22 protein-coding genes are annotated in these 24,963 nt (G+C 42.3%); 4 read left to right on the top strand and 18 right to left on the bottom strand.

The genetic code is table 11. The features are described 5' to 3' along the window. Positions 1-10 precede the first annotated feature (10 nt). The 4 genes from arcA (at position 11) to AC3WTL_RS06050 (ending at position 5,950) form a co-directional block, all read left to right on the top strand. On the top strand, positions 11-1,246 hold the full coding sequence (arcA, locus tag AC3WTL_RS06035; RefSeq protein ID WP_226619246.1) for an arginine deiminase: 1,236 nt from the start codon (positions 11-13) through the stop codon (positions 1,244-1,246). A 282-nt stretch (positions 1,247-1,528) separates the two neighbouring features. Beyond that, positions 1,529-2,986, top strand: coding sequence for a catalase KatA (katA, locus tag AC3WTL_RS06040; protein ID WP_163141200.1), 1,458 nt, complete (start codon positions 1,529-1,531; stop codon positions 2,984-2,986). Positions 2,987-3,272: 286 nt separating this feature from the next. Next, positions 3,273-4,826, top strand: a complete 1,554-nt coding sequence (locus AC3WTL_RS06045) for an ABC-F family ATP-binding cassette domain-containing protein (protein WP_197215106.1) — start codon at positions 3,273-3,275, stop codon at positions 4,824-4,826. Between the two features lie 269 nt (positions 4,827-5,095). After that, positions 5,096-5,950 (top strand): DegV family protein, encoded by an 855-nt coding sequence (locus tag AC3WTL_RS06050; protein ID WP_197215105.1) that lies wholly within the window; start codon positions 5,096-5,098, stop codon positions 5,948-5,950. Between the two features lie 33 nt (positions 5,951-5,983). Here AC3WTL_RS06050 and AC3WTL_RS06055 read toward each other — a convergent pair whose 3' ends face one another. The 18 genes from AC3WTL_RS06055 to AC3WTL_RS06140 form a co-directional block, all read right to left on the bottom strand. Continuing rightward, the gene (locus tag AC3WTL_RS06055; RefSeq protein WP_197246047.1) at positions 5,984-7,138 is read right to left on the bottom strand and encodes a homogentisate 1,2-dioxygenase; all 1,155 of its coding nucleotides are present in this window, start codon (positions 7,136-7,138) and stop codon (positions 5,984-5,986) included. A gap of 9 nt (positions 7,139-7,147) precedes the next feature. Then, positions 7,148-8,071: a fumarylacetoacetate hydrolase family protein gene (locus AC3WTL_RS06060; protein ID WP_048010128.1), complete on the bottom strand. Its 924-nt coding sequence runs from the start codon at positions 8,069-8,071 to the stop codon at positions 7,148-7,150. Positions 8,072-8,075: 4 nt separating this feature from the next. Then, the gene (locus AC3WTL_RS06065; RefSeq protein WP_197215103.1) at positions 8,076-8,696 is read right to left on the bottom strand and encodes a flavin reductase family protein; all 621 of its coding nucleotides are present in this window, start codon (positions 8,694-8,696) and stop codon (positions 8,076-8,078) included. A 5-nt stretch (positions 8,697-8,701) separates the two neighbouring features. Then, a complete protein-coding gene (gene hisC / locus AC3WTL_RS06070) occupies positions 8,702-9,796 on the bottom strand; it encodes a histidinol-phosphate transaminase (protein WP_197215102.1) in 1,095 nt (364 codons plus the stop codon). A 67-nt stretch (positions 9,797-9,863) separates the two neighbouring features. After that, the gene (gene hppD, locus AC3WTL_RS06075; RefSeq protein ID WP_197215101.1) at positions 9,864-10,979 is read right to left on the bottom strand and encodes a 4-hydroxyphenylpyruvate dioxygenase; all 1,116 of its coding nucleotides are present in this window, start codon (positions 10,977-10,979) and stop codon (positions 9,864-9,866) included. A gap of 113 nt (positions 10,980-11,092) precedes the next feature. Then, positions 11,093-12,535 carry a dihydrolipoyl dehydrogenase gene (gene lpdA, locus AC3WTL_RS06080; protein ID WP_492369211.1) on the bottom strand — a complete coding sequence of 481 codons (1,443 nt, stop codon included), beginning with the start codon at positions 12,533-12,535 and terminating at the stop codon, positions 11,093-11,095. Next, a complete protein-coding gene (locus AC3WTL_RS06085; protein ID WP_283935703.1) occupies positions 12,536-13,759 on the bottom strand; it encodes a dihydrolipoamide acetyltransferase family protein in 1,224 nt (407 codons plus the stop codon). It abuts the gene before it with no gap. 11 nt (positions 13,760-13,770) lie between these two features. Continuing rightward, entirely contained in the window at positions 13,771-14,766 is a 996-nt protein-coding gene (locus tag AC3WTL_RS06090; protein WP_492369212.1) for an alpha-ketoacid dehydrogenase subunit beta, read from the bottom strand. Next, positions 14,766-15,833 carry a pyruvate dehydrogenase (acetyl-transferring) E1 component subunit alpha gene (gene pdhA / locus AC3WTL_RS06095; protein ID WP_226619244.1) on the bottom strand — a complete coding sequence of 356 codons (1,068 nt, stop codon included), beginning with the start codon at positions 15,831-15,833 and terminating at the stop codon, positions 14,766-14,768. Before pdhA ends, AC3WTL_RS06090 begins: the two co-directional genes overlap by 1 nt. 74 nt (positions 15,834-15,907) lie before the next feature. Further along, a complete protein-coding gene (locus AC3WTL_RS06100) occupies positions 15,908-17,017 on the bottom strand; it encodes a Leu/Phe/Val dehydrogenase (RefSeq protein WP_197215096.1) in 1,110 nt (369 codons plus the stop codon). An 86-nt stretch (positions 17,018-17,103) separates the two neighbouring features. Next, entirely contained in the window at positions 17,104-17,493 is a 390-nt protein-coding gene (locus tag AC3WTL_RS06105) for a thioesterase family protein (RefSeq protein ID WP_197215095.1), read from the bottom strand. Between the two features lie 165 nt (positions 17,494-17,658). Beyond that, complete coding sequence (locus AC3WTL_RS06110) at positions 17,659-18,453, bottom strand: ABC transporter ATP-binding protein (RefSeq protein WP_159345583.1); 795 nt, start codon at positions 18,451-18,453, stop codon at positions 17,659-17,661. Then, a complete protein-coding gene (locus AC3WTL_RS06115) occupies positions 18,428-19,459 on the bottom strand; it encodes an ABC transporter permease (RefSeq protein ID WP_197215094.1) in 1,032 nt (343 codons plus the stop codon). Before AC3WTL_RS06115 ends, AC3WTL_RS06110 begins: the two co-directional genes overlap by 26 nt. A gap of 78 nt (positions 19,460-19,537) precedes the next feature. After that, positions 19,538-20,548 (bottom strand): ABC transporter substrate-binding protein, encoded by a 1,011-nt coding sequence (locus AC3WTL_RS06120; RefSeq protein ID WP_197215093.1) that lies wholly within the window; start codon positions 20,546-20,548, stop codon positions 19,538-19,540. Between the two features lie 247 nt (positions 20,549-20,795). Next, positions 20,796-21,746, bottom strand: a complete 951-nt coding sequence (locus tag AC3WTL_RS06125; RefSeq protein ID WP_404324104.1) for an NAD(P)H-dependent flavin oxidoreductase — start codon at positions 21,744-21,746, stop codon at positions 20,796-20,798. A gap of 111 nt (positions 21,747-21,857) precedes the next feature. Further along, positions 21,858-22,733, bottom strand: a complete 876-nt coding sequence (paaX, locus tag AC3WTL_RS06130; RefSeq protein ID WP_197215091.1) for a phenylacetic acid degradation operon negative regulatory protein PaaX — start codon at positions 22,731-22,733, stop codon at positions 21,858-21,860. Positions 22,734-22,910: 177 nt separating this feature from the next. Then, positions 22,911-24,107, bottom strand: a complete 1,197-nt coding sequence (locus AC3WTL_RS06135; protein WP_197215090.1) for a thiolase family protein — start codon at positions 24,105-24,107, stop codon at positions 22,911-22,913. Further along, the gene (locus AC3WTL_RS06140) at positions 24,104-24,937 is read right to left on the bottom strand and encodes a 3-hydroxyacyl-CoA dehydrogenase (protein WP_242069158.1); all 834 of its coding nucleotides are present in this window, start codon (positions 24,935-24,937) and stop codon (positions 24,104-24,106) included. The genes AC3WTL_RS06135 and AC3WTL_RS06140 overlap by 4 nt, the downstream gene beginning before the upstream one ends. Positions 24,938-24,963 lie beyond the last annotated feature (26 nt).

Here is a 24,963-nt window from a genome sequence, read left to right on the forward strand (position 1 = left end):
ATTTATTATAATGAAACATCCGCTAAATGTAACTTCGGAAATAGGAGAATTAAAGACGGTCCTTCTGCATAGACCGGGTAAAGAAATTGAAAATCTTACGCCTCAATATTTGAAAAGACTTTTATTCGATGACATTCCTTTTCTGCCTGCCATTCAAAAAGAACATGATTATTTCGCCAATATATTAAGCAACCGCGGAATTGAGGTCTTATATCTCGATAAATTGATGACAGAAGCCATACAGCAGGACGAGGCCAGACTGGCTTTTATTGAAAAGGTCTTACGGGAAAGTCAATCAAATATCAATGGTTCCTACGATACAGTGAAAGAGTATCTTTTAGCTCTTCCTCCCGATGAACTGGTTAAGAAAGTGATGGCTGGTGTCGTTAAATCGGATATTGATCAGGATAAGAAAATTCATCTTCATGAAATGATGCCGGATCATTATCCTTTTTATCTCGACCCTATGCCCAACCTTTATTTTACCCGGGATCCGGCTGCGGTTATCGGTGAAGGCATAACGATTAATCGAATGCATGAGCCTGCAAGGAGAAGGGAATCCATTTTTATGGACTGCATCATGAATCATCATCCGCGTTTTAATAAACATGAAATCCCTGCTTACTTTAAGCGTGATGATCTCTACTCTCTTGAAGGCGGAGATGAACTGATTTTAAGTGCTGAAGTGGTTGCTATTGGCGTCAGTGCAAGAACCTCTGCACAAGGAATTGAAAAACTTGCACGAGAGTTATTCTCCCGTCAGGATGCCATTAAAAAGGTTGTGGCAGTTGAAATCCCTAAAATTCGCGCATTCATGCACCTGGATACCGTTTTCACTATGATTGATCATGATAAATTCACCTACCATCCTGCAATTGAAGATAGAGATGGCAGTATGAAAATTTACATACTGGAACAGGAGAATAATTCTGATACTCTTAAGATTACAGAGAAAAACTCGCTGAAAGAAACCTTGAAAGAAGTGCTTCATCTTAATGAATTAGTGTTAATCCCCTGCGGAGGAGGCTGCCCGATTGCATCGGCACGCGAACAGTGGAATGATGGCTCCAATACACTCGCCATCGCTCCCGGTGTAGTTGTCACTTACGACAGAAACTATGTTTCAAATGATATACTCCGGCAAAATGGAGTTGAAGTTATTGAAATTCTCAGCTCGGAACTTTCAAGAGGTCGCGGCGGCCCAAGATGCATGAGCATGCCGATCATAAGGGAGAATATTAGCTAATAAATCGGGCGGTTGCCAAACCGCCCGATTTATTATATTAGAGATCCTTCCTACTCCTACTCCTTCCCCTTTCAAAAAACAAGTTCTTTTAGGTAAAAACGGAAATATAAATATACTAATGCCCTTTTAAAACAAGCATTTGCCTGCTCATTTTATAAGATGTTTCTCTTAATAATTTATATTTATTTATAATTATTATAAAAAAGTATTGATTTTACTTTGAGAAGTGTTATCATTAAAAATATAAAGCAAGTTATTAAACTTTTATGAGGTGATTATAGAATGACAAAAAAGAACAATCTCACTACAAGCTGGGGAGCCCCAGTTGGCGACAACCAAAATTCAATGACTGCCGGCTCAAGAGGGCCAACCTTGATCCAGGATGTACACTTGCTGGAAAAGCTCGCCCATTTTAATAGAGAACGTGTGCCTGAGCGTGTTGTTCATGCAAAAGGTGCGGGTGCACATGGCTATTTTGAAGTTACAAATGACCTCACTAAATATACAAAAGCCGCATTTCTGTCTGAAGTAGGCAAAAGAACGCCTTTATTCATCCGTTTTTCAACTGTAGCCGGCGAACTTGGTTCTGCAGATACTGTACGCGATCCGCGCGGCTTTGCTGTTAAGTTCTATACAGAAGAAGGAAACTACGATCTTGTAGGAAACAACACGCCTGTATTCTTTATCCGGGATGCAATCAAGTTCCCTGACTTTATTCATACACAGAAGCGTGATCCTAAGACTCATTTGAAAAATCCGACTGCCGTCTGGGACTTCTGGTCATTATCCCCTGAGTCGCTCCACCAGGTAACCATCTTAATGTCTGACCGGGGAATTCCTGCAACACTAAGACATATGCATGGATTTGGAAGTCATACCTTCAAGTGGGTTAATGATAAAGGCGAAGGCGTCTGGGTGAAATATCACTTTAAAACAGAGCAAGGTGTTAAAAACCTCAGTGTAGAAGCTGCAGCTAAAATGGCGGGCGAAAATCCGGATTACCATACAGAGGACTTATTCAATGCAATTGAGAATGGAGACTATCCTTCCTGGAAGCTTTGCGTGCAAATCATGCCGCTTGAGGATGCAAATACTTACCGTTTCGACCCATTCGATGTCACGAAAGTGTGGTCACAAAAAGATTACCCATTAATCGAAGTAGGACGTATGGTTCTCAATAGAAACCCGGAAAACTACTTTGCTGAAGTTGAGCAGGCTACCTTCTCTCCCGGAACTCTAGTACCTGGCATTGATGTGTCACCTGATAAAATGCTCCAGGGCCGCCTGTTTGCCTACCATGATGCACACCGTTACCGTGTAGGGGCAAACCATCAGATGCTGCCAATCAACCGCCCCAAAAACGAAGTGCAAAACTATCAGCGTGACGGCCAGATGCGCTTTGACAACAATGGCGGAGGATCTGTTTATTACGAGCCGAACAGCTTTGGGGGACCAACTGAAGTACAGGAGCACAAACAGGCTGCATACCCTGTATCCGGTTTAGCCGAAAGCGTTGCGTATGACCATAATGACCACTACACACAAGCCGGTGATCTATACCGCTTAATGAGTGAAGAGGAACGCTCCCGTCTTGTGGCAAACATTGTTGCTGCCATGAAGCCTGTAGAAAAAGAAGAAATTAAACTGCGCCAGATTCAGCATTTCTTTAAAGCGGATCCTGATTACGGTACACGTATTGCTAAAGGCCTTGGCCTGGCAGTTCCGCAGGGAGTCAAGTGAACCATTAGAAATAGCAAAAGGTGCCAATAACCTAATTGGCACCTTTTTTCCGGTTGAAGTGTTAATGTGACCCCCTATTTGCTGATCTCCCAATATTACTTCCCGCCTATTTTTCAATGCTATAAAATTAACCATCAGTTTTAAAAGAGCCTATAATTAAATAAGGGCAGAATTCATTTTATCCCAATAATTGAATTGCATTTTTCACAGGAAATAACTTTAGATAGAAAAAACAGTTTAAATCTAGTAAGATATCCACATGGAATATTAGAGAAGGGGTAAAAAAATGAGCGTATTAAACGTACAAAACTTAAGTCACGGTTTCGGTGATCGTGCGATTTTCAATGATGTGTCTTTTCGGCTTTTAAAAGGTGAACACGTTGGGCTAGTAGGGGCAAATGGTGAGGGTAAGTCTACTTTCATGAATATAGTTACCGGGAAGCTGCAGCCCGACGAGGGGAAAGTTGAGTGGTCACGAAAAGTTCGTGTTGGTTACTTAGATCAGCATGCTGTACTCAAAAAAGGCACTACGATGCGTGAAGCTTTGAGTACTGCTTTTCAATATCTTTTTGATGCTGAAACAGAGATCAATGAACTTTATGCAAAAATGGGTGATGAAGGTGCTGATATCGATGCATTACTTGCAGAAGTTGGAGAGCTGCAAGAAACTTTAGATAGCAATGATTTTTATCAAATTAATTCAAAAGTTGAGGAAGTTGCCCGTGGCCTGGGATTAGACGAAGTTGGACTTGATAGAGATATAGATGATCTCAGCGGTGGGCAGCGTACGAAAGTTTTGCTGGCTAAGCTTTTGCTGGAGAAGCCCGAAATCCTATTACTGGACGAGCCTACAAACTATTTGGATGAACAGCATATCGAATGGCTGAAACGCTATTTACAGGAATATGAGAATGCATTTATTTTGATTTCACATGATATTCCATTCCTGAACAGTGTTGTTAACTTGATCTATCACATGGAAAACCAAGAGTTGAATCGCTATGCTGGGGACTATGATAACTTCTTAAAAGTATATGAAATGAAAAAGCAGCAGCTAGAGTCTGCATACAAGCGGCAACAACAAGAAATTGCCGATTTAAAGGATTTCGTTGCCCGCAACAAGGCAAGTGTTGCGACTCGCAATATGGCGATGTCCCGTCAAAAGAAGCTCGACAAAATGGAAATTATTGAATTGGGGAGAGAGAAGCCGAAACCAGAGTTTATTTTCAAAGAAGCTCGTGCAGCCAGCCGCTGGATTTTCACGACTGAAGATCTTGTTATTGGTTACAATGAACCACTTTCCCGCCCTCTCAATTTGAAAATGGAACGCGGACAAAAAATTGCATTTGTGGGTGCTAACGGTATTGGCAAATCTACTCTGTTAAAAAGTATTCTTGGCTTGATTAATCCAATTTCGGGTATAGTGGAACGCGGTGAGTATCAACACATCGGTTACTTCGAACAGGAAGTTAAACAGTCCAACTATAACACTTGTATTGAAGAGATCTGGAGCGAGTTCCCAAGTATGAATCAGGCTGAAGTTCGTGCTGCTCTTGCAAAATGCGGATTAACGACGAAACATATTGAAAGTAAAGTCGAAGTCCTTTCTGGTGGCGAAAAAGCGAAGGTTCGATTGTGTAAAATATTAAACACAGAAACGAATTTATTAATTCTGGACGAACCTACCAATCACTTGGATGTGGATGCAAAAGAAGAATTAAAGCGTGCTTTAAAGGCTTACCGCGGAAGTATCCTGATGGTTTCCCACGAACCTGATTTCTATCGTGAAATTGCGACCGATATTTGGAATTGTGAGGATTGGACTACGAAAGTTTTTTAATAAAGATTAAGGACTCTCCCCTGCCACGCAGGGGATTTTTTCATTTTAAGATACTTTTTATCATTACATTCATTGTTCACAAAAGATTCTTATTTGCCTTCAAGTGCTCCATATATACTTCTAACTGACATACACAGGATATTTCCTATAAATGGATCACTAAAAAAGCAATACAGGTAATGGTCTATTCGTGTATAATGAGGGGAGTTTTCAATAATGGAAGCGGTTCAATTTATTCCAAAATAATTGACAAAGGACTTAAAACATTTATGATAAAAAAGAAAATTGCCTGGATTACAGACAGCACAGCCTATGTTACTAAGGAGATGCTGGGACATCCTGACGTATATGTGGTTCCTCTAACTATTACATTCGGTGAGGAATCCTATGAAGATGGTATTGATTTAAATACAGATCAGCTGTATAGCCGGATTCGCAATGAAAAAGAAGTTCCTAAAACTTCACAGCCCTCCGCCGGAAAATTTGCGGAACTATTTGAATCATTGAAGCCGGAATATGATGCTGCAGTTGCTGTTCATGTATCCAGCAAGCTTAGCGGCACGCTAAATAGCTGTATAGCCGGAGCAGAGCTGGCAGAGTTTCCTATTTTCACAGTCGATTCTAAATGTATGTCTTATGCTATTACAACATTGATCAATAAAGGATTAAAGCTTGCTGAAAATGATATGCCGGCGCATAAAATTGCAGATATCCTGCAAAGTGAGACAGAGAAATCCGAGAATTATATATTGCTTGGAAGCCTTGAGCAATTTTATAAGGGCGGCAGAATGTCAGGCACACAATACCTGCTGGGAAGCATATTAAAAATAAAGCCAATTATCCGCATTAACCGGGATGGGGAGTTTGAACTGTTTGATAAAGTCCGTTCAGAAAAAAAAGCAATCAAAAGAATGATAGAATTGCTTGGGAATTCATATGAAAACCACACAATCCCCCAGGTTCAAATCATGCATGGGAATGTGCCTGCAAAGGCGGAGGAGCTGGCCGAAGAAATAAAGTCCCATTTTCCGCGCCTCGATATTTTCATTGGTGATATTAGTTCAACGATCGCTGCACATGCCGGCGAGGGAACTCTAGCCATTATTTGGCAGAACGCAAGTTAAAAAAGCACTCTCCGAAAGGAAAGTGCTTTTTTTCTACTCCACCCAAGTAAACATGTACTTCTCATCTTCTATTAGCTTAGCGTGTTTCACCAGCTTTAACGGCTTGAATGTATCAATCATAACAGCAAGCTCAAGAGTTTCCTTTTTCCCTATGCTGGCTTCTGTTTTTCCAGGGTGAGGGCCATGTGGAATCCCGCTTGGATGAAGGGTGATGGAGCCTTCTCTAATCCCTTTCCTGCTCATGAAATTGCCTTCCACATAGTACAGCAGTTCATCACTGTTGACATTGCTGTGATAGTAAGGGGCAGGGATGGCCTCTGGATGATAGTCATATAATCTGGGAACAAAGGAACATACAACAAAGTTATGGCCTTCAAATGTCTGATGGACCGGCGGAGGCTGATGCACCCTTCCGGTAATCGGTTCAAAATCTTCTATATTAAAGACCCACGGATAAAGATAGCCGTCCCAGCCCTCCACATCAAGCGGGTGATGATTCAGAATATGAGAATGCAAATATCCCCTGGTTTTCGTGATAACTTCATATTCTCCTTTTTGATCATATGTTTCCAGTGTTTCCGGTCCCCTGATATCCCGTTCGCAAAATGGACTATGTTCAAGCAGCTGCCCATACTCATTCCGGTATCTTCTTGGTGTTGTAATCTGGCTGAAAGACTCAACAAGGAGCACTTTAGTCATCTGCTCTTTATCCGGAATTACGCGGTAAATAGTGCCAATCGGAATAATGACATAGTCTCCCGGACGATAGGATAAAGTTCCGAACATGGTCTCAACTTTTCCGGTTCCATAGTGAATGTAGAGCATCTCATCTCCATCGCCATTCCGGTAAAAGCTTTTCATGGACTCAGTAATATTTATAGTGCCTATTAAAAGGTCATCATTCCCGAGCAGATATTCCCTTGCTGAAAGTGCATCCCCTTTCTTTTCTATTTGATCTGTAAACAAATGCCGATGCTTTAAGCTCTCCTGATCTTCATACTCTGGAACATATTTTCCGATCAGTTCAGTACGTGCTACTTCTGTCGGCATATAGTGATGATAAAGAATGGATTGGGTGCCGGAAAAACCTTTTGTCCCCATTACCTGTTCCCTGAATAGGGTTCCATCCGATTTTTTGAAGGTTGTATGGCGTTTGTGCGGGATTTTCCCCATTTGGCGATAAAACATATTTCCACCTCACTCTTTTGCGATTCGATTTTTTAATATTCCGAGATTGCCAATCTCAAGCTCAACCTCATCTCCTGGCTTAAGCCAGCGGTGCACATCGGTGCCCAGCTCAAGGATGCAGCCGCTGCCAACAGTCCCGGAGCCTATCATTTCACCTGGACATAGGGTTACACCATCTGAAGCCCGCTCAAGCATTTCGTAAAATGAATAGTAGATATCCTGCATATTCCCTTCTGAAAGAAGAGTTCCGTTGACTTTTGCTGTCATCAGCAAATCATAGCCATTTTCAACACGGAAATTCTCAAGCTCATCCTTTGTAACGATATATGGCCCGACAGAAGTGGCAAAATCCTTCCCTTTGGCAGGGCCAAGACCTACCTTCATTTCTTTTCGCTGAATATCTCTTGCACTCCAATCATTCAGGATGCAATACCCAAATATATAATCATCCGCTTCAGCAGCTTTAATATCCTTTCCTTCTTTGCCGATGATACAGGCAATTTCGAGCTCGTAATCAAGCCATTCACAATGCTTGGGACGCGAAATTTCTTCATTTGGACCCTTAATGCTCAGATGATTTGAAAAATAAAAGACGGGTATTTCATACCATTCGGGTATCATATCAAGTCCGCGGTTATCTCTTGCCGTTTTCACGTGTTCTTCAAAAGCATAGAAATCCCGAAAGCTTTTTGGATTTGGCAGTGGAGCCATTAAGTTCACTTCGGATAAAGGATATACCCCTTTATCCGTGTTCTTCAGTTTTTTGCTGGAAGATAGGTATTCCATAAAAAACTCATGATTCTCAAGGAATGCCAGCATTGTTTTGGGCAGAACACCATTGGTCACTTCATGCATATCAACAGCATACTCCTCATTCTTCAGCCAGCCCGCTCTTATAGATCCATCCGGTTTTTGAAAGGTTATGAATTTCATAGCATCACCTTGGGTCCGTTTTTCGAATCAATTCAAATACATCAGTCATTGGCCTCGTATAGAAATGTCCTGCCATCCGGCCAACAGGCTTCAGCTTTTCGGAATTAATCCTTCCATTTTCGTAAAGCTCTTCAGCAACATGCACATGCTCCACTTTTCCAATCACCAGGCTTCCTGAACCGGGTTGTTCTCCAAAGTGAAGTACCTGATAGAGACTGCATTCTAAGTGGACTTTTGATTCTTTAACCCTAGGAGGCTTAACAGAGGCACTTTTTTCTTTTTCGAGACCCGCTGCGTCCAGTTCGTCTGTACCAGCCGGATAATCCGCTGCACAAATATTCATCTTTTCAGTAAAGTCTTCACTGACGATGTTAATAACGAATTCCTTAGTGGCTTCAATATTAGCAAGCGTATCTTTCTTAGAGCCATCTGTCCCTTTTCGCATAGGTGAAAAGCAAATCAGCATCGGATCTGCACATATGGCTGTAAAAAAGCTGAATGGAGCTGCATTAACATTTCCATCTGTGTCCATAGTGGTAACAAACGCAATGGGACGCGGCAGAATTGAGCCAACCATCAGCTTATATGCGTCTTTCCACTCGAGACTCTGTGGATTTAATTCCATATGCCCTACACCGCCTTTTCATTCAGAAGTTTGTTTATCACAGCCAATGCCGCTTCATTATCTTCCCTTGTTCCTAACGTCATCCGAAAAGCATCAAGATAGCCGTCAAGCTTCATTTTCCGGACAACCAAGCCATTTGCAATCAAGTTGTCTGCAATAGGAAGCTGGCTGAAAATATATATAAAATTAGTTTGGGAAGGAAAATAGCCGACATGTAATTCAGTTAGTTTTTGGCACACAAATTTCATCTCTTCGGCATTTTTTTGTGCACAATCCTTTATAAAGTCCTGATCATTTAGTGCTGCAGAAGCTGCTGCCTGTGCCAGGTGGTTGACATTAAAAACATCTTTTACCTTATGAAGGTCATTCACGATCTCCGGATGCATGATTCCATAGCCGACACGGAGTCCTGCAAGACCATAGATTTTGGAGAAAGTCCTTAGGATGATTAAGTTAGGCCTCTGTGCAAGAAGCGGAATAGAGTCAGGATAATCCTCGGAATTCACATATTCATAGTATGCTTCATCAAGAATAATCAGGATGTTTGAAGGAACTTTATCAATGAATTGCAGCAGTGCTGTTTTTCCGACTATGGTTCCTGTAGGATTGTTGGGATTGCAGATAAACACCATTTTTGTTTTTTCATTCATCTTCTCATACATGGCTCTTAAGTTATGTGTTCCATTTTCCAGCGATACTGTTATCGCACTGCCTCCTTCAATAAGGACGTTTGTTTCATATCGTGGAAATGTATTCTGAGCCATGACAGCTTCATCTCCAGCACTTATGTATGCTCTAGTCAATAATCGGATGATCTCTTCTGAACCATTGCTGACCAGAAAGTTATCTTCACCTATATTATAGAATCCGGCCAGCTTGCGTTTGAGCAGGGAAACTGTGCCATCCGGGTAAAAGTAAAGACTGTTCATCGCTTTGCTGATGCTGTTCCTGACTTCGGGTGAACAGCCATACACATTTTCATTATCAGACATTTTCCGGACAGCCATTAAATTGTACTTTTCTTTGATCTCTTCCGGCGAGCTGCCAAGCGGATAAGAAACAATCTTCTCCACAGCGCTTTTTGTCTGGATTCTAGCCATCTGGTCTGCCTCCTTCTAAAATTTATTAAAAAAGGGAGAAATGCTTTCTCCCTTTTAAGCTGAAAAGTTATAAATTCCCCCGTCTTTCCTGCTCACGTTCAATAGATTCAAAGAGTGCTTTAAAGTTGCCTTCACCAAACCCTCTGGCACCTTTACGCTGAATGATCTCAATGAATAAGGTCGGACGGTCTACGATTGGTTTTGTGAAAATTTGAAGCAAATAGCCTTCGTCATCGCGGTCAACGAGAATATTTAATTCCTTCAATTTGTCGATCTCTTCATCAATTTTCCCTACGCGCTCAGAAAGCATTTCATAATAAGAATCTGGAGTGCTTAAGAACTCTACTCCATTTTTGCGGAGGATGCTGACAGTGCTGACAATATCTTCTGTCAGAATGGCCAGATGCTGTACTCCAGCCCCGTTGTAGTATTCAAGGTATTCTTCAATCTGGGATTTGCGCTTCCCTTCTGCAGGCTCGTTAATTGGGAACTTAATTCTGCCTCCATTATGCATAACCTTGGACATCAGAGCGGAATATTCTGTTGTAATGTCTTTATCTGTAAAGTGCTTCATTTCCTTAAAGCCCATTACATTTGCATAATAATTCACCCATTCCTCCATTCTCTCTACATTTCCAACAACATGGTCGACGCCGATAAAACCTGCATCCTCAAATGGAACTTCAGTTTGATAAGGCTCAAAGCCAGGCATGAATACCCCTTTATAATCATTCCGTTCAACAAGTGTATGAATGGTATCTCCATATGTACCAATAACTGCCTTTTTGACCGTGCCGTGTTCGTCTTTTATCTCAGCTGGAGGCTGTATTTCGATTGCACCTCTTTCAACCGCTGCTTTGTATGCCTTTTCAACATCATCAACAGTTAATGCTATATCTTTTACACCATCTCCATGCTTATGAATGAAATTTGAAACTCTGGAACTGTCATTTAATGTTCCTGTGATCACCAGGCGAATCTTTCTCTGCTGAAGGACATAAGAGACTGTTTCTCTATTGCCGGTTTCCAGACCTGAATAAGCAACTGGCTTAAAACCGAAAGCTGTGCAGAAATAATGGCAGGATTGTTTGGCATTTCCTGTATAGATTTCTAAATAATCTACCTCCTTCACAGGAAAGAAATCGGCTACCTTCTGTTCCTTCAACAATTTTTCATCTTGCATGCTAACCCCTCCGTTTTAATATTAATAATATTTTGAATTCATCATATAGGAAACGGGTAAATGTTCTCAAGAGTTCAAGTTAAAGCTATAATGCACTTCTGCATTAAAGGAATTTACACTTTTACTTTTTGCGTTTTTTTTCTTTGGGGCGGTATGTGAACAGCCAAATTCTTTAAAGCTTCTACAGCTTCCAGCAAGCCTTCATTTATACTTGGATGCGGGTAGTTAGGGAAAATTAAATCTTCATCCCTTGCTCCCATTTCCAATGCAGTAATTCCAGCTGAAATTAATTCTATTGCTCCGGAGCCTATCATGTGGATCCCCAGAAGAACTTGTTTTTTCCTGCAGCTGATCACTTTTATAAATCCATCTTTTGTCCCGCTCAATGTGCTGAATCCGTTGGCAGATAATGAGGATACACCAATTTCAATGTCATAGCCCATGTTAATGGCTTCCTGTTCCGTTAACCCCGCACTCGCAATAGGAGGCTGTGTATGTGCAGCAATCGGAATGAAGTGGAAATCTGATTCCGATTTAATTCCCGCAATTGCTTCAGCGGCTGTTTTTCCTTGTTTAATAGCTTTTACCGCAAGTGCAGGACCTTCTGTTACATCACCGACTGCGAAAATATGTTTCTGTGTTGTCCGGCTTTGACTGTCAACCTTTATGAACCCCGCTTCACATTGCTCCACCCCTATACGGGAGAGTCCCAGCTGGTCAGTGTTTGGCCGAATGGAAGATGAAACAAATATATGTGTGCCTGAAATGGTATCTCTTTTTCCTTTACTCTCAAAAGTTACTGTTAACATTCCTTCATTATGCTGCAGTCCCAATACATCCGAATTTCTTACAATGTCTATTTTTTTCTTTTTTAATATCCTCTTCAGTTCCCGGCAAATGGACTGATCAAAATCAAAATCCTCTCTCCCATCTTCGAGGATCAGAGTCACATTAGATCCCAAAGCCTGATAGGCCATACCTATTTCGAGAGCAATGTAATCACTGCCATAGATTAATAGTTTATCGGGTATTTCACTCAAATTTGAAATGGAATGCTGATCTAATACTAATTCACTTATTTCTTTGAACCAAAGAGGTTTTTCCGGTCTTCCGCCGGTCGCAATGATGGCATTCTGAAATCGGAAAACGTCAAATTGGTCTCCTTTTTCGATCCCAATCTTATCCTCTGACAGAAAAAAGGCTGAACCATTAAGAACTTCTATTTTATTAGCTTGACAGAGGGCTTCAATTCCTGCCCGGAGCTGCTTAATTTTCTTCTGCTTGTATTCCTGGAGCTTGTTTAAGTTTAATGAAATATTTCCTCCTTCAAGCCCCCAATTTTCCCCTTCCTGGAATGAAGTGAATTTTTCAGCAGACTGTGTGAGAATCTTGGAAGGTATGCAGCCTTTATTTAAACAGATCCCGCCAAGCTGATCCTGTTCAACTAATGTAACATTTCGCCCCAGCTGTGCAGCGCGGATTGCGGCATGATAGCCCCCGGGGCCGCCGCCGATTACGATGACATCACGCTCATGTGCCAGTTCTCCAACTACCATTTATACCATCTCCAGAACAAGCATTTTCGGATTTTTAATCAATTCAGCAAAGCGGTTTGTAAAGCGTACAGCTGTCGCCCCGTCTGCAACTCTATGATCAAAAGACATTGATATATTCATCATTGACCGAATGACAATCTGGTCATCATCGGTCACAACAGGCATCTTTTTTGTTTTATGGAAAGATACCAAAGCGGTTTGCGGATGCTGGATAATCGGAGTTGCTCCAAAGCTTCCGCCAAGAGGCCCTACATTGCTGATTGTAAATGTCCCCTCAGAAATTTCTTTAACAGAAAGCTTATTTTCCACTGCTTTTCCCGTAAGATTTTTCATTTCTGCATGAATTTCTCTAATCGTTTTATTTTCAACATGCTTTATGACCGGAACGATTAGACCTTCGTCCGTATCAACCGCAATACCGATATGATGTTCACCTGCCAAATGTATTTCTTCCTTTTCTTCATGCAGCACTGCATTGAACACAGGAAATTCCTTCAGGCAAATTGATAAAGCCTTCAGGAAAAAGGCTGTAGCAGATATATTTAGGTTTAGAAGCTTAAGATCTTTTCTGAAAGCAATCAGCTCGGTTACATCGATTTCTTCAAAGTGGGTACAATGGGGAATGGTAAAGAGTGATTGTGCCATTTTCCTTGCAATCTGCTTCCGTCTGCCCCTAAACGGAATGATCTCTTTCTCAGCAGAGGGGCTTTTTATATTTTCATTCAAAGTTGCTTGTTCCTGTTCATCATGGGCCGGCTTCGTCTGAAGAGAAGCTATGTATTGATAGATGTCTTCATCTAAAATACGGCCAGCAGGACCTGTTCCTCTGATTTTCTCAATATCAATGTCATTATCGCGCGCTATTTTTCTTGTGAATGGAGAAGCAAGAACCCGTTTTCCTTTGAATGCCACAAAAGAATGCTTTTGCTTCTGCGGCGAATGTGTGTAAACAGGAATAGAAACGGCATTCTCTTTTTCAGCGCCTTCCTCACCTGCCTCCTCTAAAATTAAAATGGTCGAACCCACTTTAACCGTATCGCCGGGCTGCACTGTAAATTCCTTAATAATGCCTGCTCTCGGGGCAGGTATTTCAGCAGTCATTTTATCAGTCTGTACTTCAACAAGCGGATCGTCTGCTTTGACTACATCCCCCTGCTTAACTAAAAAGCAATTAATATCTGCTTCCGTCATTCCTTCACCAATATCGTGCAGTTTCACCTCCACGGCTTCCCCTCCTAAAACTTCATTACTTTTTCTATTGCCTGCTGAATCCTTGCCGGAGTTGGCAGGTAATGGTCCTCAAAACCAAAGTATGGAACTGGCGCATCAAATCCAGTAACCCGTTCAACAGGTGCTTTCTGATATAAAAAGGATGTATCATTAATGATGGCAAGCACATCATTTCCCACTCCGCCGGTGGCATGAGCTTCATGGACAATAACTGTTCTCCCTGTTTTTTGCACAGATTCTGCAATCATGTCTTTATCCATTGGAAATAGGGTTCTTAAATCAATTACATCACAATGTACGTTATTTTCTTTCATCTGCTTTGCCGCTTTCAATGCCTCTGGCACCATCGCTCCCCACGTGATGACCGTTACATCGTCACCAACCATGAGCTTTTTGCCTTTTCCTATTTCAATCGTATACTTCCCTTCAGGCACTTCCTCTCTGGCCGAACGATAGCAGCGCATCGGCTCAAGAAACAGAACTGGATCCGGGTCTTCAATCGCAGCAATCAGCAGTCCTTTAGCGTCATAAGGGCTGGATGGGCAGACGACCTTGATGCCGGGCATGTGAGTGAAAATAGCTTCTGTTGAATCACAGTGAATTTCCGGAGCCCTTACACCTGCACCGTATGGAGCCCTTATAACCATTGGAACAGTAAAATGTCCCATTGTCCTCATCCGGAGCCTTGAAGCATGGGTCATAATTTGTTCATATGCGGGATAGATAAAGCCGAGAAACTGAATTTCGATCACCGGCAAAAATCCATTCACAGCCATACCAATCCCCGCTCCGACAAAACCGGCTTCACTTAAAGGCGTATCGATAACACGGCCTTCTCCATACTTAGCCTGAAGACCATCAGTTGCACGGAAAACTCCGCCGTTCCTGCCGATATCCTCGCCCAGCAGCAAAACCTGTTCGTTTTCATTCAGCATAGTATCTAAAGCAGCCGTAATGGCTTGCACTAATGTCATGGTTTTTGCTCCAACTGCTGTTTTCATTAACGGCCGCCTCCAATCAGCTTCAGATATTCTTCTTTTTGCTGCTTGATTTGCCATGTAGGCTCAGCAAAGACATAGTCAAAAATTACTGCAGGATCTGCAGGAGGAAAATCTTCCATATCAGCTACAGCTTTATCTATTTCAGCTGCTGCTTCCTCTTCTATTGCCTTTTGCCATTTCTCATCAAATATTCCTTCATTTTTCATCCAGCGCTCCAGCCTTAAAATAGGGTCAGTCTCCTGTCTTCTGCTATTGCTTTCCGATTGATCGCGGTATTTGGATGGGTCATCTGCTGTAGTGTGTGCACCATATCTCCATGTCACAGCTTCAATTAGTGTCGGCCCTTCACCTTTACGGGCCCGCTCTAAGGCTTTCAGTGTTTCAAAATAAACCATGAAAACATCATTCCCATCGATCCTGACTCCCGGAATATCATATGCAAGGGCTTTCTGGGCAATCGTTTTTGTATTCATCTGCTTCTCAAACGGAACAGAAATGGCGTATTGATTGTTCTGATTAAAGAAGACAACCGGAGCTTTAAATACGCTGGCGAAATTTAATCCTTCATGGAAATCTCCCTCTGAGGTGGCACCATCACCAAAATAAGCAATAGCAGCATTGGCAGTGCCTTTTTTCCTTTCTGCGAACGCAGCTCCTGCTGCATGAGGGATTTGTGTCGCAATCGGAATGCCTGGAGGGAAAATTTTCTTTCCGTCAGGCGGCACACACCCTTCATTTCTTCCGTTCCAAAACAACAGGATGTTTCGCAGTGAGTGGCCAAAGGTCATAGCTGCTCCGTGGTCGCGATAGGTAGGAAACATCCAATCGTTCTCCCCCAGCGCAACAGCAGTTCCGACCTGGGAAGCCTCCTGTCCTTCATAAGGAGCATATGTGCCTATCCTGCCCTGCCGCTGAAGTGAAATAGCTTTGCGGTCAAAAGTACGGATTCTAACCATATGTCTATAAAACTCTTTTACAAGCTTTTCAGTTACTTTTTCTATATCTTCGGAATTGATGATTGTTCCATTTTCGTCCATTATTCGCCTGATCGGAAAGTGATTTTCCATCTTCTCACCCTTTGGCTGGTAAATTATTTTAAGAACTTTTATACGGTACAAATATTGTTATCCAAGCAAAAAAATTAGGTTCTTACTGCCCACTTCGGGCGTTTCATATGGGAGAAAAAGCTGTTTCTGCGTGTGCGTGCTTCAATGCGGCTCTCGCAGAATTGGTTGGATGCTTCAACTGTTGTAATTCCATTTGCTTCAGCATGTTCGTAGATGTTCAGAAGAGAGTTATAAATAGCTTTCGTTTTGCGGAGTACCCTTTCTTTATTAGGTGTATATAATTCATCTGCAACCTGGATTAATCCCCCTGCATTTACAATATAATCGGGAGCGTATAAAATACCCTTATCTTTTAGGATTTGGCCATGGCGCATATCCATTAGCTGGTTATTGGCAGAGCCGACAATTGCTTTTACTTTGAGCAGGTCGATTGTGTCATCATTAATGATCCCGCCCATTGCACAAGGTACAAAAAAGTCTGCCTCGGCCTCATATATCTCTTTGCTGGATAAAACCTTCACACCTGCTCCAATTTCTTTCGCCTTGCTGAGGAGCTGGTCGATTGCCTGCTGGCTGATATCTGTCACAAATAAATCTGCCCCTTCCTCCAGCAGCCTTTCTGCGACTTTATATCCCACTTTGCCAAGTCCCTGAATGGCATAACTCTTGCCTGAAAGGTCGTCTGTTCCGCTCAGTGCTTTATTTGTTGCCTGCAGGCCGTAAATAACACCCTGCGCTGTTGGTACAGAAGAATCGCCGCTTCCCCCATAAACCTCATCAACCCCCACAATGCAATTCGTTTCCTTTAGGGCATGAACGAAATCCTCTGTAGAAGTACCCATGTCTGTTCCTGTATAGAAGCGTCCGTTCAATGATTCAACAAATTGGCCAAAGGCACGGAACAGCTCAGGTGTTTTATCTTTTAATGGATCCCCGATAATGACAGCCTTCCCGCCTCCGAAGTCACAATCACTAGCCGCACATTTATAGGTCATGCCTTTTGATAATCGGAGGACATCCTCAAGGGCATCATCAACGCTTTTATATGGAAACATGCGGCAGCCTCCCAATGCCGGCCCCAGCCTTGTGCTGTGGATAGCAATGATTGCCTTTAGTCCGGTAGATTCATCGTTGCAGAATACGACCTGTTCATGGTCTTTAATTTTTTGAAACATATCTGTCATTACATTCTCCCCTTTATATATATGGTAGCGCTTACAATATAATTAAATTAAAATCCCTTTTATGTGGCTCTGATACTGCTATTCTTTTAATCTTTCTTTAACAACTGTGCAATCCTGCTTTTCTTCAGAATCACCTGTCTGACTTCACCTTCGCCAGCAAGGTTTTCTCCATTATGGACGGTTACAGTTGAGTAAACTGAATTTCCTTCCAGCTTGGATACGGTAGCTGTTATAACAATGGAGGATCCTTCAGGTGACGGAGATAAATGCCTGGCAGAAACAGCTCCACCCATCCCTTCTTCTTCCTCATCCAAATAGGGGGTGATCAGGAGTCGGGAGGCCCACTCCATGTGATAGATCATGGTTACAGTGGAATAGACAGGATGAATGACCTCTCCTTCAAATTGTGCGAACATTTCAGGTGAGACCACTGCACGGATAACTGCCTGGTTTCCAATTTGCAGCCCAGGTTTCATAACACCCCTCCCTTTTTGATTATAAATATGTATGACGTTTATTTAACGATATGATACCATTACGTTAAATGAATAGTCAATAAATTGTAAAAACTTTAAAAATTCTTTTGATTTGATCCATGTAAAAAGGATTAACCGGCAAATTGGCTAATCCTTTTTATTATTCTAAGAAAGCAGTGCACGGTCACTTGCCATTTTTGTTCCGCGGATTCGCTGAAATTCATTCAACAGCTGTTCAATTGTCAGATGCTGTTTCTGTCCATCATCTACTTCAAGTATAATCTGGCCTTTATCCATCATAATCAGTCTGTTTCCTAAATCCAGCGCCTGCTGCATATTATGAGTGACCATTAAGGTTGTTAAATTATACTTTTGAACAATTTCTTTTGTGAGATTTGTAATAAGCTCTGCACGTGCCGGGTCAAGGGCAGCTGTATGTTCATCCAGCAAAAGTATGGAAGGCTCTGTGAAGGTTGCCATTAATAATGAAAGTGCCTGCCGTTCTCCTCCCGATAATAAACCGACCTTAGCATTTAAACGGTTTTCAAGGCCAAGATGAAGGCTTTCAAGAACTTCACGGAAATAGTCTCTGCGCTTTTTCGTCACACCTTTTCGTAATGTTCTTGTTTTATTCCTTGAAAACGCCATGGCCAGATTTTCTTCAATAGTCATGGACGGGGCAGTGCCAGCCATCGGATCCTGAAAAACCCTGCCTATAAGCTTTGCCCGGTTATATTCCGACATGCCTGTGACATTTTGACTATCGATAAACACAGACCCAACATCAGGTATCATGACGCCCGAAATAATATTCATTAAAGTGGATTTCCCTGCCCCATTACTTCCGATGACTGTGACAAAGTCTCCCTCATTCAATGTTAGATTGATCGTATCAAGTGCAATCTTTTCATCTGGTGTCCCTTCATTGAAGACTTTATGAATCTGATTTAATTGCAGCACCAGTCTCACCCTTTCTGCCTGAAGGCAATTCACTTATGTTCATGCTTCCTGCCAGTCTTTTAGCTTTCCGTTTCTTCTCCTTCGTGCGGTCAATAATCTTCGGCATTATTAATGCAAGGATGACGATAGTTGCTGTAATCAGCTTCATATCACCCGGCTCAAGAAACTCTACCCTTAGCGCCATAGTAACCACGATACGATAGATAATTGCTCCGCCAATGACCGCTAAAGTCGTTCTGGCAATTGTTTTTGTTCCAAACAAGGCTTCACCAATAATAACTGAAGCCAGTCCGATAATAATCATTCCAATACCCATACCAACATCGGCGAATCCGCCCTGCTGGGCAATCAGTGCCCCTGAGAATGCAACCATTGCATTGGAAAGGCCCAGCCCCAAAATCACCATCATGTTGGTATTGGCAGAAAGACTGCGGATCATCCTCTTGTTGTCACCAGTAGCCCTTAAAGCTAAACCAATCTCAGTCTGAAGAAAGCGATCTGTCAAAAATTTTATAGCCAATGTGACAACCAGCATAAAGAGAATAATTCCCCATGTTCTCGGGAGGCTGTCGCCCAGCCCTACCATGGACAAAATAGAATTGAAAAAAGAATCGATTCCTGTTTTATCCCAAAAATCTCTTACATGTGTAATGGCTGTTTCTGTGTTCAGGAGAGGAACATTTGATTTACCCATGATACGAAGATTTATCGAATACAGGGCTATCATCATCAGGATTCCAGATAACAGAGCATTAATTTTTCCAAAAGTATGAATAATACCCGTTAGGCAGCCGGCAATAAAACCAGCAAATAATGCAGTGACCGTAGCAAGAAAAGGATTAGCCCCGCTGACAATCATGGTTGCAGCTACAGCTGCTCCAGTCACAAAGCTTCCATCGACCGTTAAATCCGGGAAGTCCAGGACCCTGAACGAAAGATATACTCCAAGTGCCATAATTGCGTAGATAATACCTGACTCGAATGCACCGAATATCGCTGTAAACACTAAGAATCACACCCTTTATTTTGTTTTAGCTTAAAAAGCAGCCGGCCGGATATTTGCATTTCCAGCCGGCTGATTTTCCTACTCTTCATGGAACTCTGCGAAATCAGCCCATTCCTCTTTTACTTCCAGTCCCTGTGCTTCAGCTGCTTTTTTATTGATGACCAGCTTTAGGCTTCCAGGAAGCTCAACCGGAATTTCAGAAGGCTTTTTGTTTCCTTTTAAGATCTCAGCTGCCATTTTGCCTGTCTGGTAACCAAGATCAAAGTAGTTGAATCCGCTGGCTGCTATAGCTCCGCGTTTCATGGAATCAAGCTCACCGACGAATAAAGGAATTTTTTTGCTGTCAGCGACAGAGATAACCGATTCCAAAGCCGATACAACTGTATTATCCGTAGGGATATAGATGGCATCCACCCTTCCAACAAGGGAGTCGGCAGCCTGTTTTACTTCTGCAGAGGTTGAAACAGAGGCTTCAACAATCTTGGCTCCTTTTGGTTCTGCAAGATCTTTCACCTGTTTAACCTGAACCTCGGAATTTTGCTCTCCGGAATTGTAGATGATGCCAATATTATTAACACCCGCTTCATCAATCATAAAATCAATCGTTTTTGATGTTCCTTCCGGGTGGTTATCTGTTGTGCCTGTAATATTGTCTCCAGGCTGATCAAATGATTCAACAAGACCGGCCCCAACAGGATCTGTAACAGATGTAAAGAGAATTGGAATATCTTTAGTCGCATTAAGAGCACTAACAGCACTTGGAGTAGCATTTGCAAAAATCATATCTACTTTATCGCCGACAAAATTATTAGCAATCGTCTGGGTATTGTTCATATCCGCCTGAGCATTCTGGAAATCAAATTTTACATTATCCCCTTCTTTAAATCCCTCATCTTCCAAAGCTTTTTTAAATCCCTCTGTCGCTGCATCCAAGGAAGGATGCTCGACAAATTGTGTAATACCAATTGTGTACTGCTTCTTTTCATTACCTTCTGAAGAAGAACCACTGGATTTCTCCTGTCCGCAGCCGCTCAAAACAAGCATGCCTGCAGCCATTAATAAAGAAAAAGCTTTCAACGATTTTTTCATTATATGACCCCCTATACTACTTTATTTAACTATCAGCTTGCTGATAGCTTACACACCTTATGTATACGCTTACATGTTGAAGCAAATAAATGGTATTTACCATTTATATGATATTTACTTTAGATATCGTAAATACAACGTTATATTATCACCCAGAACCCGAGAGTGTCAATAATATTCGAAAAATTTGATATATTTTAATAAATGATCTGTATAAAAAAGCAAGCAGGTGTTTAAAACCTGCTTGCTAGTTTAATAGCTTATTAGCCTTTTGGAGCTGAAGATCAGCATCCTCTATCATCTTATCCAAGAGCTCCTTTACGCTCGGCAGATCGGAAATCAGGCCGGCTATCTGGCCGCTGTTCATAAAACCTTCGTCACCGTTTCCATTTATCGCTCCAATTTTATGATAGTCTTCAGAAGTGAGTTTATTAAACTCATCAATAGAAATCCCTTGTTTTTCGTAACCTAATAATTTATTGGCATAACCGGTGGAAAGAACTCTTCGAATTCTGCCTACTGTACGCCCCACTATAAGGGTTTCATGATCAGATGCTTCAATGATTTTCTTTTTATATTCCGGATGAAATGGCGCTTCTTTGGTTGCTATGAATCTGGTGCCCATTTGAACACCGCTCGCCCCCAGTGCAAGCATGGCAGCAAGCCCTTTGCCATCGCCGATTCCTCCTGCTGCCACTACCGGGACTGCGACATTGCCTATTATTTGAGGAATCAATACGAGTGTAGTCGTTTCAAGAGCACTATTGATTCCAGCTGCCTCATACCCTTCCGCCGCAATGATATCAGCTCCTGCTGCCTCTGCTTTCATCGCCTGTCTTACGGAAGCAGCAACAGTTATGACCTTCACCCCATTCTCATGAAGCTTTGGAATAAAAGGAGCAGGGTTTCCGGCCGAAAGGGAAACTGCAGGAACCTTATGCTTAATGACAAGAGAAAGAATTTCCTTTACATATGGGGAGACACTTAATGCAACGTTAACAGCAAATGGCTTATCTGTTAAACTCTTAGTTTCCTCAATTATTCTTTCAACATCCTCAGGAATCATTGTTCCTGCTCCAATCGTGCCCAGCCCGCCGGCTTCCGAAACGGCCGCTGTTAAAATGGCATTGCTTATATTCCCCATGCCGCCCTGAATAATTGGATATTTAATATTTAATATGTCTGTTAATCTATTCAATAAAATTCCTCCTTCGTTAAAATAATGTTATACTAATTTTAATAGTTTGACAATTGAAGAAATACAAAAAAAGAGCCATCCTGCTTCCTTTGCAGAAGAATGGCTCATTTTTTACTCAACCATGTAAGGGTGATTTAATGCGTCATAATCAGCATCTCTGTTTTTCAGTTCATTTCCTTCTTTAAAAACACTTTCAAAGAATCTGGATGCGGGTTCTGCCAGCTCTTTATAATATTCACTGAATAACGCAGCAGCATGACTGCCCAGCCACTTATCAGGCAGAAGCTCTTCAGGCAGGCCAGGGTCCACAAATAGGAACTTCCGGTATTCATGCACAAGCTTCGTTCTTTCTACGAAACATTCTGCATCAGTCATATTTCCCTTCAGAATCTTATTTCTATCAATTATATATTTCTGGCTGTATTGAGAAATAAACTCCTGGTATTTTTCATTAATTTCTGTCAGGTTCCAGCTTTTTTCTACAATTTCGATATTTTTATGCGGACCTGCATAACGGGCAATAAAGAAATCCACATAGTTGGCAATATCATATTTCTCAATCAAATCAAATACTTGTTTCTCGAGATTATTAGCAGAGATCCAGCAGCTGCTGGACATGGATCCAAAACCGCTCCATACAAGCTCCTTGCGCAATTCATCCCTCACATTGCGTATTTCCTCCGGGATGGTATACATAAGGATGCGCCACTCGCCATCCCACTCCTCAGGCTTTAATTTAAAAATACGCTTAGCCGCTTCCTCAATCCTTTTCTGGCCTCTTGGCGTTAATGAATAATAGCTTTTATTGCCGATCTTTTCTGCTCTTACCCAGCCCTGCTTATTCATTCTTGAAATAGCCGCTCTGACGGACTGGTCATTATGCCCGAATTCACTTAAAAGCTTTATAAGACTGCCGATCCAAATTTTGCTTCCGTAATGTGTAATATAATCACCATAAAGTGTGAAAATCATTGATCGTGTATTCAACTTGCCTTCATCCTCATTTCATCATGTCGGTTGAACGGATAATTTTCGTTATATATTATTGTACTAAAATTAGGCAGTTTTGAAAATACTTTTTCGGCATACTAAATAATTACCTTCCTGCTTCCACGCTAAAATCGTTAAGAGCTTTAAAAACCATAGAGTATAATGCCTCTATGGTCAGCGCTCAACAATTGTTGATATCCCCTGCCCGACACCCACACACATCGTTGCCAGGCCGTATTTAGAATTCCTGCGCTTCATCTCATGCAATAAAGTTGTCAGGATACGGGCGCCGCTCGCCCCAAGCGGATGGCCAAATGCAATCGCTCCCCCATTCACGTTTACCCGCTCCGGATCTGCGCCCAGTTCTTTGATGCAGGCGAGGGATTGTGAAGCAAACGCTTCATTTAATTCAGTTAAATCAATATCACTCATGGCAAGTCCCGCCCTCTTTAAGGCTTTCTGAGTGGAATAAACAGGACCTGCTCCCATAATCGACGGCTCAAGTCCTGCTGCTGCGGAAACAACGTAAGTCCCGAGAGGCTTTAATCCCAGTTCACGGGCCTTTTCTTCAGACATCAGCAGCAATGCAGAGGCACCGTCGTTAACCCCTGAAGCATTGCCCGCCGTAACAGTTCCCCCCTGGAAGATGGGCTTTAAACTTGAGAGCTTTTCATAAGTTGTTTCCGGACGGGGATGCTCATCTTGTGAAATCGTGATTTCCTTCCCTTTTTTATCCATGTATGCAACAGGAATGATTTCATCGTCAAATAGCCCGTTTTCAATAGCTGATTTCGCCCTCTTCTGGCTTTCAAGTGCAAACTGGTCCTGTTCTTCTCGGGATATGCCATATTTCTCTGCAACATTTTCTGCCGTCTTAGGCATGCTTTCAGCACCATACATATTCTCAAGCCTGCTGTTTGTAAATCGCCAGCCGATGGTTGTATCATACATTTCCATATTCCCTCTTGGAAACTCGCTGCTTGGCTTTGCCATGACAAATGGTGCACGGGTCATGCTTTCGGTGCCTCCAGCAATAAAAATATCTCCTTCTCCTGCTAAAATAGCACGTGCAGCATAATTTACAGCATCTAAACCAGATCCGCAAAGCCGGTTAACCGTTGAAGCAGCCACTTCGACAGGCAAACCGGCGAGCAACGCTGCCATCCTGGCGACATTGCGATTATCTTCTCCTGCCTGATTTGCATTTCCCATTATGACCTCTTCAATTTCTGCAGGGTCCACTACGGGGTTTCTATCCAGCAGGGCCTTAATAACGATGGCTCCCAAATCATCGGGACGGATATCCTTTAACCCGCCTTTATATCTTCCAATCGGAGTTCGGACGGCATCAACGATTACTGCTTTTCTCATTGCCTGACTTCCTCTCTGGCAGTGTAATCATAAACACCTCTGCCCGTTTTACGACCAAGCCTGCCAGCTTTCACATACTGTTCAAGCAGCGGTGCCGGCCGGTATTTTTCCCCCAGCTTGCTGTGAAGGTATTTTAAATTATTCAGGCGTGTATCGAGGCCGACAAGGTCGCCCAGTTCGAAAGGGCCCATGGGATAGTTCAGACCAAGCTTAATGGCTTTATCAATTTCTTCGGGAGTACCGAGACCTTCCTGGAGCATATAAAATGCCTCATTTCCCACGAGCGCGCTGATCCTGCTCGTCACAAAGCCCGGAAACTCATTTATGACGACTGTCTCTTTTCCCATTTGCTCGGCAGCATGTTTTATTAACTGTGCTGTTTCTTCGCTCGTTTCAAGCCCTTTAATAATTTCTACAAGCGGCATTTTATGGACCGGGTTAAAGAAATGCATGGCAATCACTTTGTCCGGACGATTGGTAAAGGACCCAATCTCAGTTGGACTCATGGTAGAAGTGTTTGTTGCAAAACAGCAATGCTCTGAAGCGTGCTGATCGATCACTTCAAAAATATTTTTCTTTATATCCATCACTTCAGGGACTGCTTCAATAACAAGATCTGCTTCACTTACATGCTGTGCAAGACTTACAGAATAGTTAAGCCGGTTCTTGCTTTCTTCCATATCAGCGGCAGTAATTTTCTTCCTCGCGAATCCTTTTTCAAAGATGCTGTCAATCTCTTTTTCCGCACGGATTAATTGCTCCTGGCTGATATCTACAAGGGTTGTTTGGAAGCCCCCGACTGCACTTACATACGCAATCCCGCGCCCCATGACACCTGAACCAATCACGACAATAT

The organism is Cytobacillus sp. EB106-05-05-XG126 (assembly GCF_058791715.1).

Excerpts from the sequence above, each read along its gene's own strand:
- arcA (WP_226619246.1), top strand. The coding sequence starts at position 11 with ATGAAACATCCGCTAAATGTAACTTCGGAAATAGGAGAATTAAAGACG.
- katA (WP_163141200.1), top strand. The coding sequence starts at position 1,529 with ATGACAAAAAAGAACAATCTCACTACAAGCTGGGGAGCCCCAGTTGGC.
- AC3WTL_RS06045 (WP_197215106.1), top strand. The coding sequence starts at position 3,273 with ATGAGCGTATTAAACGTACAAAACTTAAGTCACGGTTTCGGTGATCGT.
- AC3WTL_RS06050 (WP_197215105.1), top strand. The coding sequence starts at position 5,096 with ATGATAAAAAAGAAAATTGCCTGGATTACAGACAGCACAGCCTATGTT.
- AC3WTL_RS06055 (WP_197246047.1), bottom strand. The coding sequence starts at position 7,138 with ATGTTTTATCGCCAAATGGGGAAAATCCCGCACAAACGCCATACAACC.
- AC3WTL_RS06060 (WP_048010128.1), bottom strand. The coding sequence starts at position 8,071 with ATGAAATTCATAACCTTTCAAAAACCGGATGGATCTATAAGAGCGGGC.
- AC3WTL_RS06065 (WP_197215103.1), bottom strand. The coding sequence starts at position 8,696 with ATGGAATTAAATCCACAGAGTCTCGAGTGGAAAGACGCATATAAGCTG.
- hisC (WP_197215102.1), bottom strand. The coding sequence starts at position 9,796 with ATGGCTAGAATCCAGACAAAAAGCGCTGTGGAGAAGATTGTTTCTTAT.
- hppD (WP_197215101.1), bottom strand. The coding sequence starts at position 10,979 with ATGCAAGATGAAAAATTGTTGAAGGAACAGAAGGTAGCCGATTTCTTT.
- lpdA (WP_492369211.1), bottom strand. The coding sequence starts at position 12,535 with ATGGTAGTTGGAGAACTGGCACATGAGCGTGATGTCATCGTAATCGGC.
- AC3WTL_RS06090 (WP_492369212.1), bottom strand. The coding sequence starts at position 14,766 with ATGAAAACAGCAGTTGGAGCAAAAACCATGACATTAGTGCAAGCCATT.
- pdhA (WP_226619244.1), bottom strand. The coding sequence starts at position 15,833 with ATGGAAAATCACTTTCCGATCAGGCGAATAATGGACGAAAATGGAACA.
- AC3WTL_RS06100 (WP_197215096.1), bottom strand. The coding sequence starts at position 17,017 with ATGACAGATATGTTTCAAAAAATTAAAGACCATGAACAGGTCGTATTC.
- AC3WTL_RS06105 (WP_197215095.1), bottom strand. The coding sequence starts at position 17,493 with ATGAAACCTGGGCTGCAAATTGGAAACCAGGCAGTTATCCGTGCAGTG.
- AC3WTL_RS06120 (WP_197215093.1), bottom strand. The coding sequence starts at position 20,548 with ATGAAAAAATCGTTGAAAGCTTTTTCTTTATTAATGGCTGCAGGCATG.
- AC3WTL_RS06135 (WP_197215090.1), bottom strand. The coding sequence starts at position 24,107 with ATGAGAAAAGCAGTAATCGTTGATGCCGTCCGAACTCCGATTGGAAGA.
- AC3WTL_RS06140 (WP_242069158.1), bottom strand. The coding sequence starts at position 24,937 with ATGGGGCGCGGGATTGCGTATGTAAGTGCAGTCGGGGGCTTCCAAACA.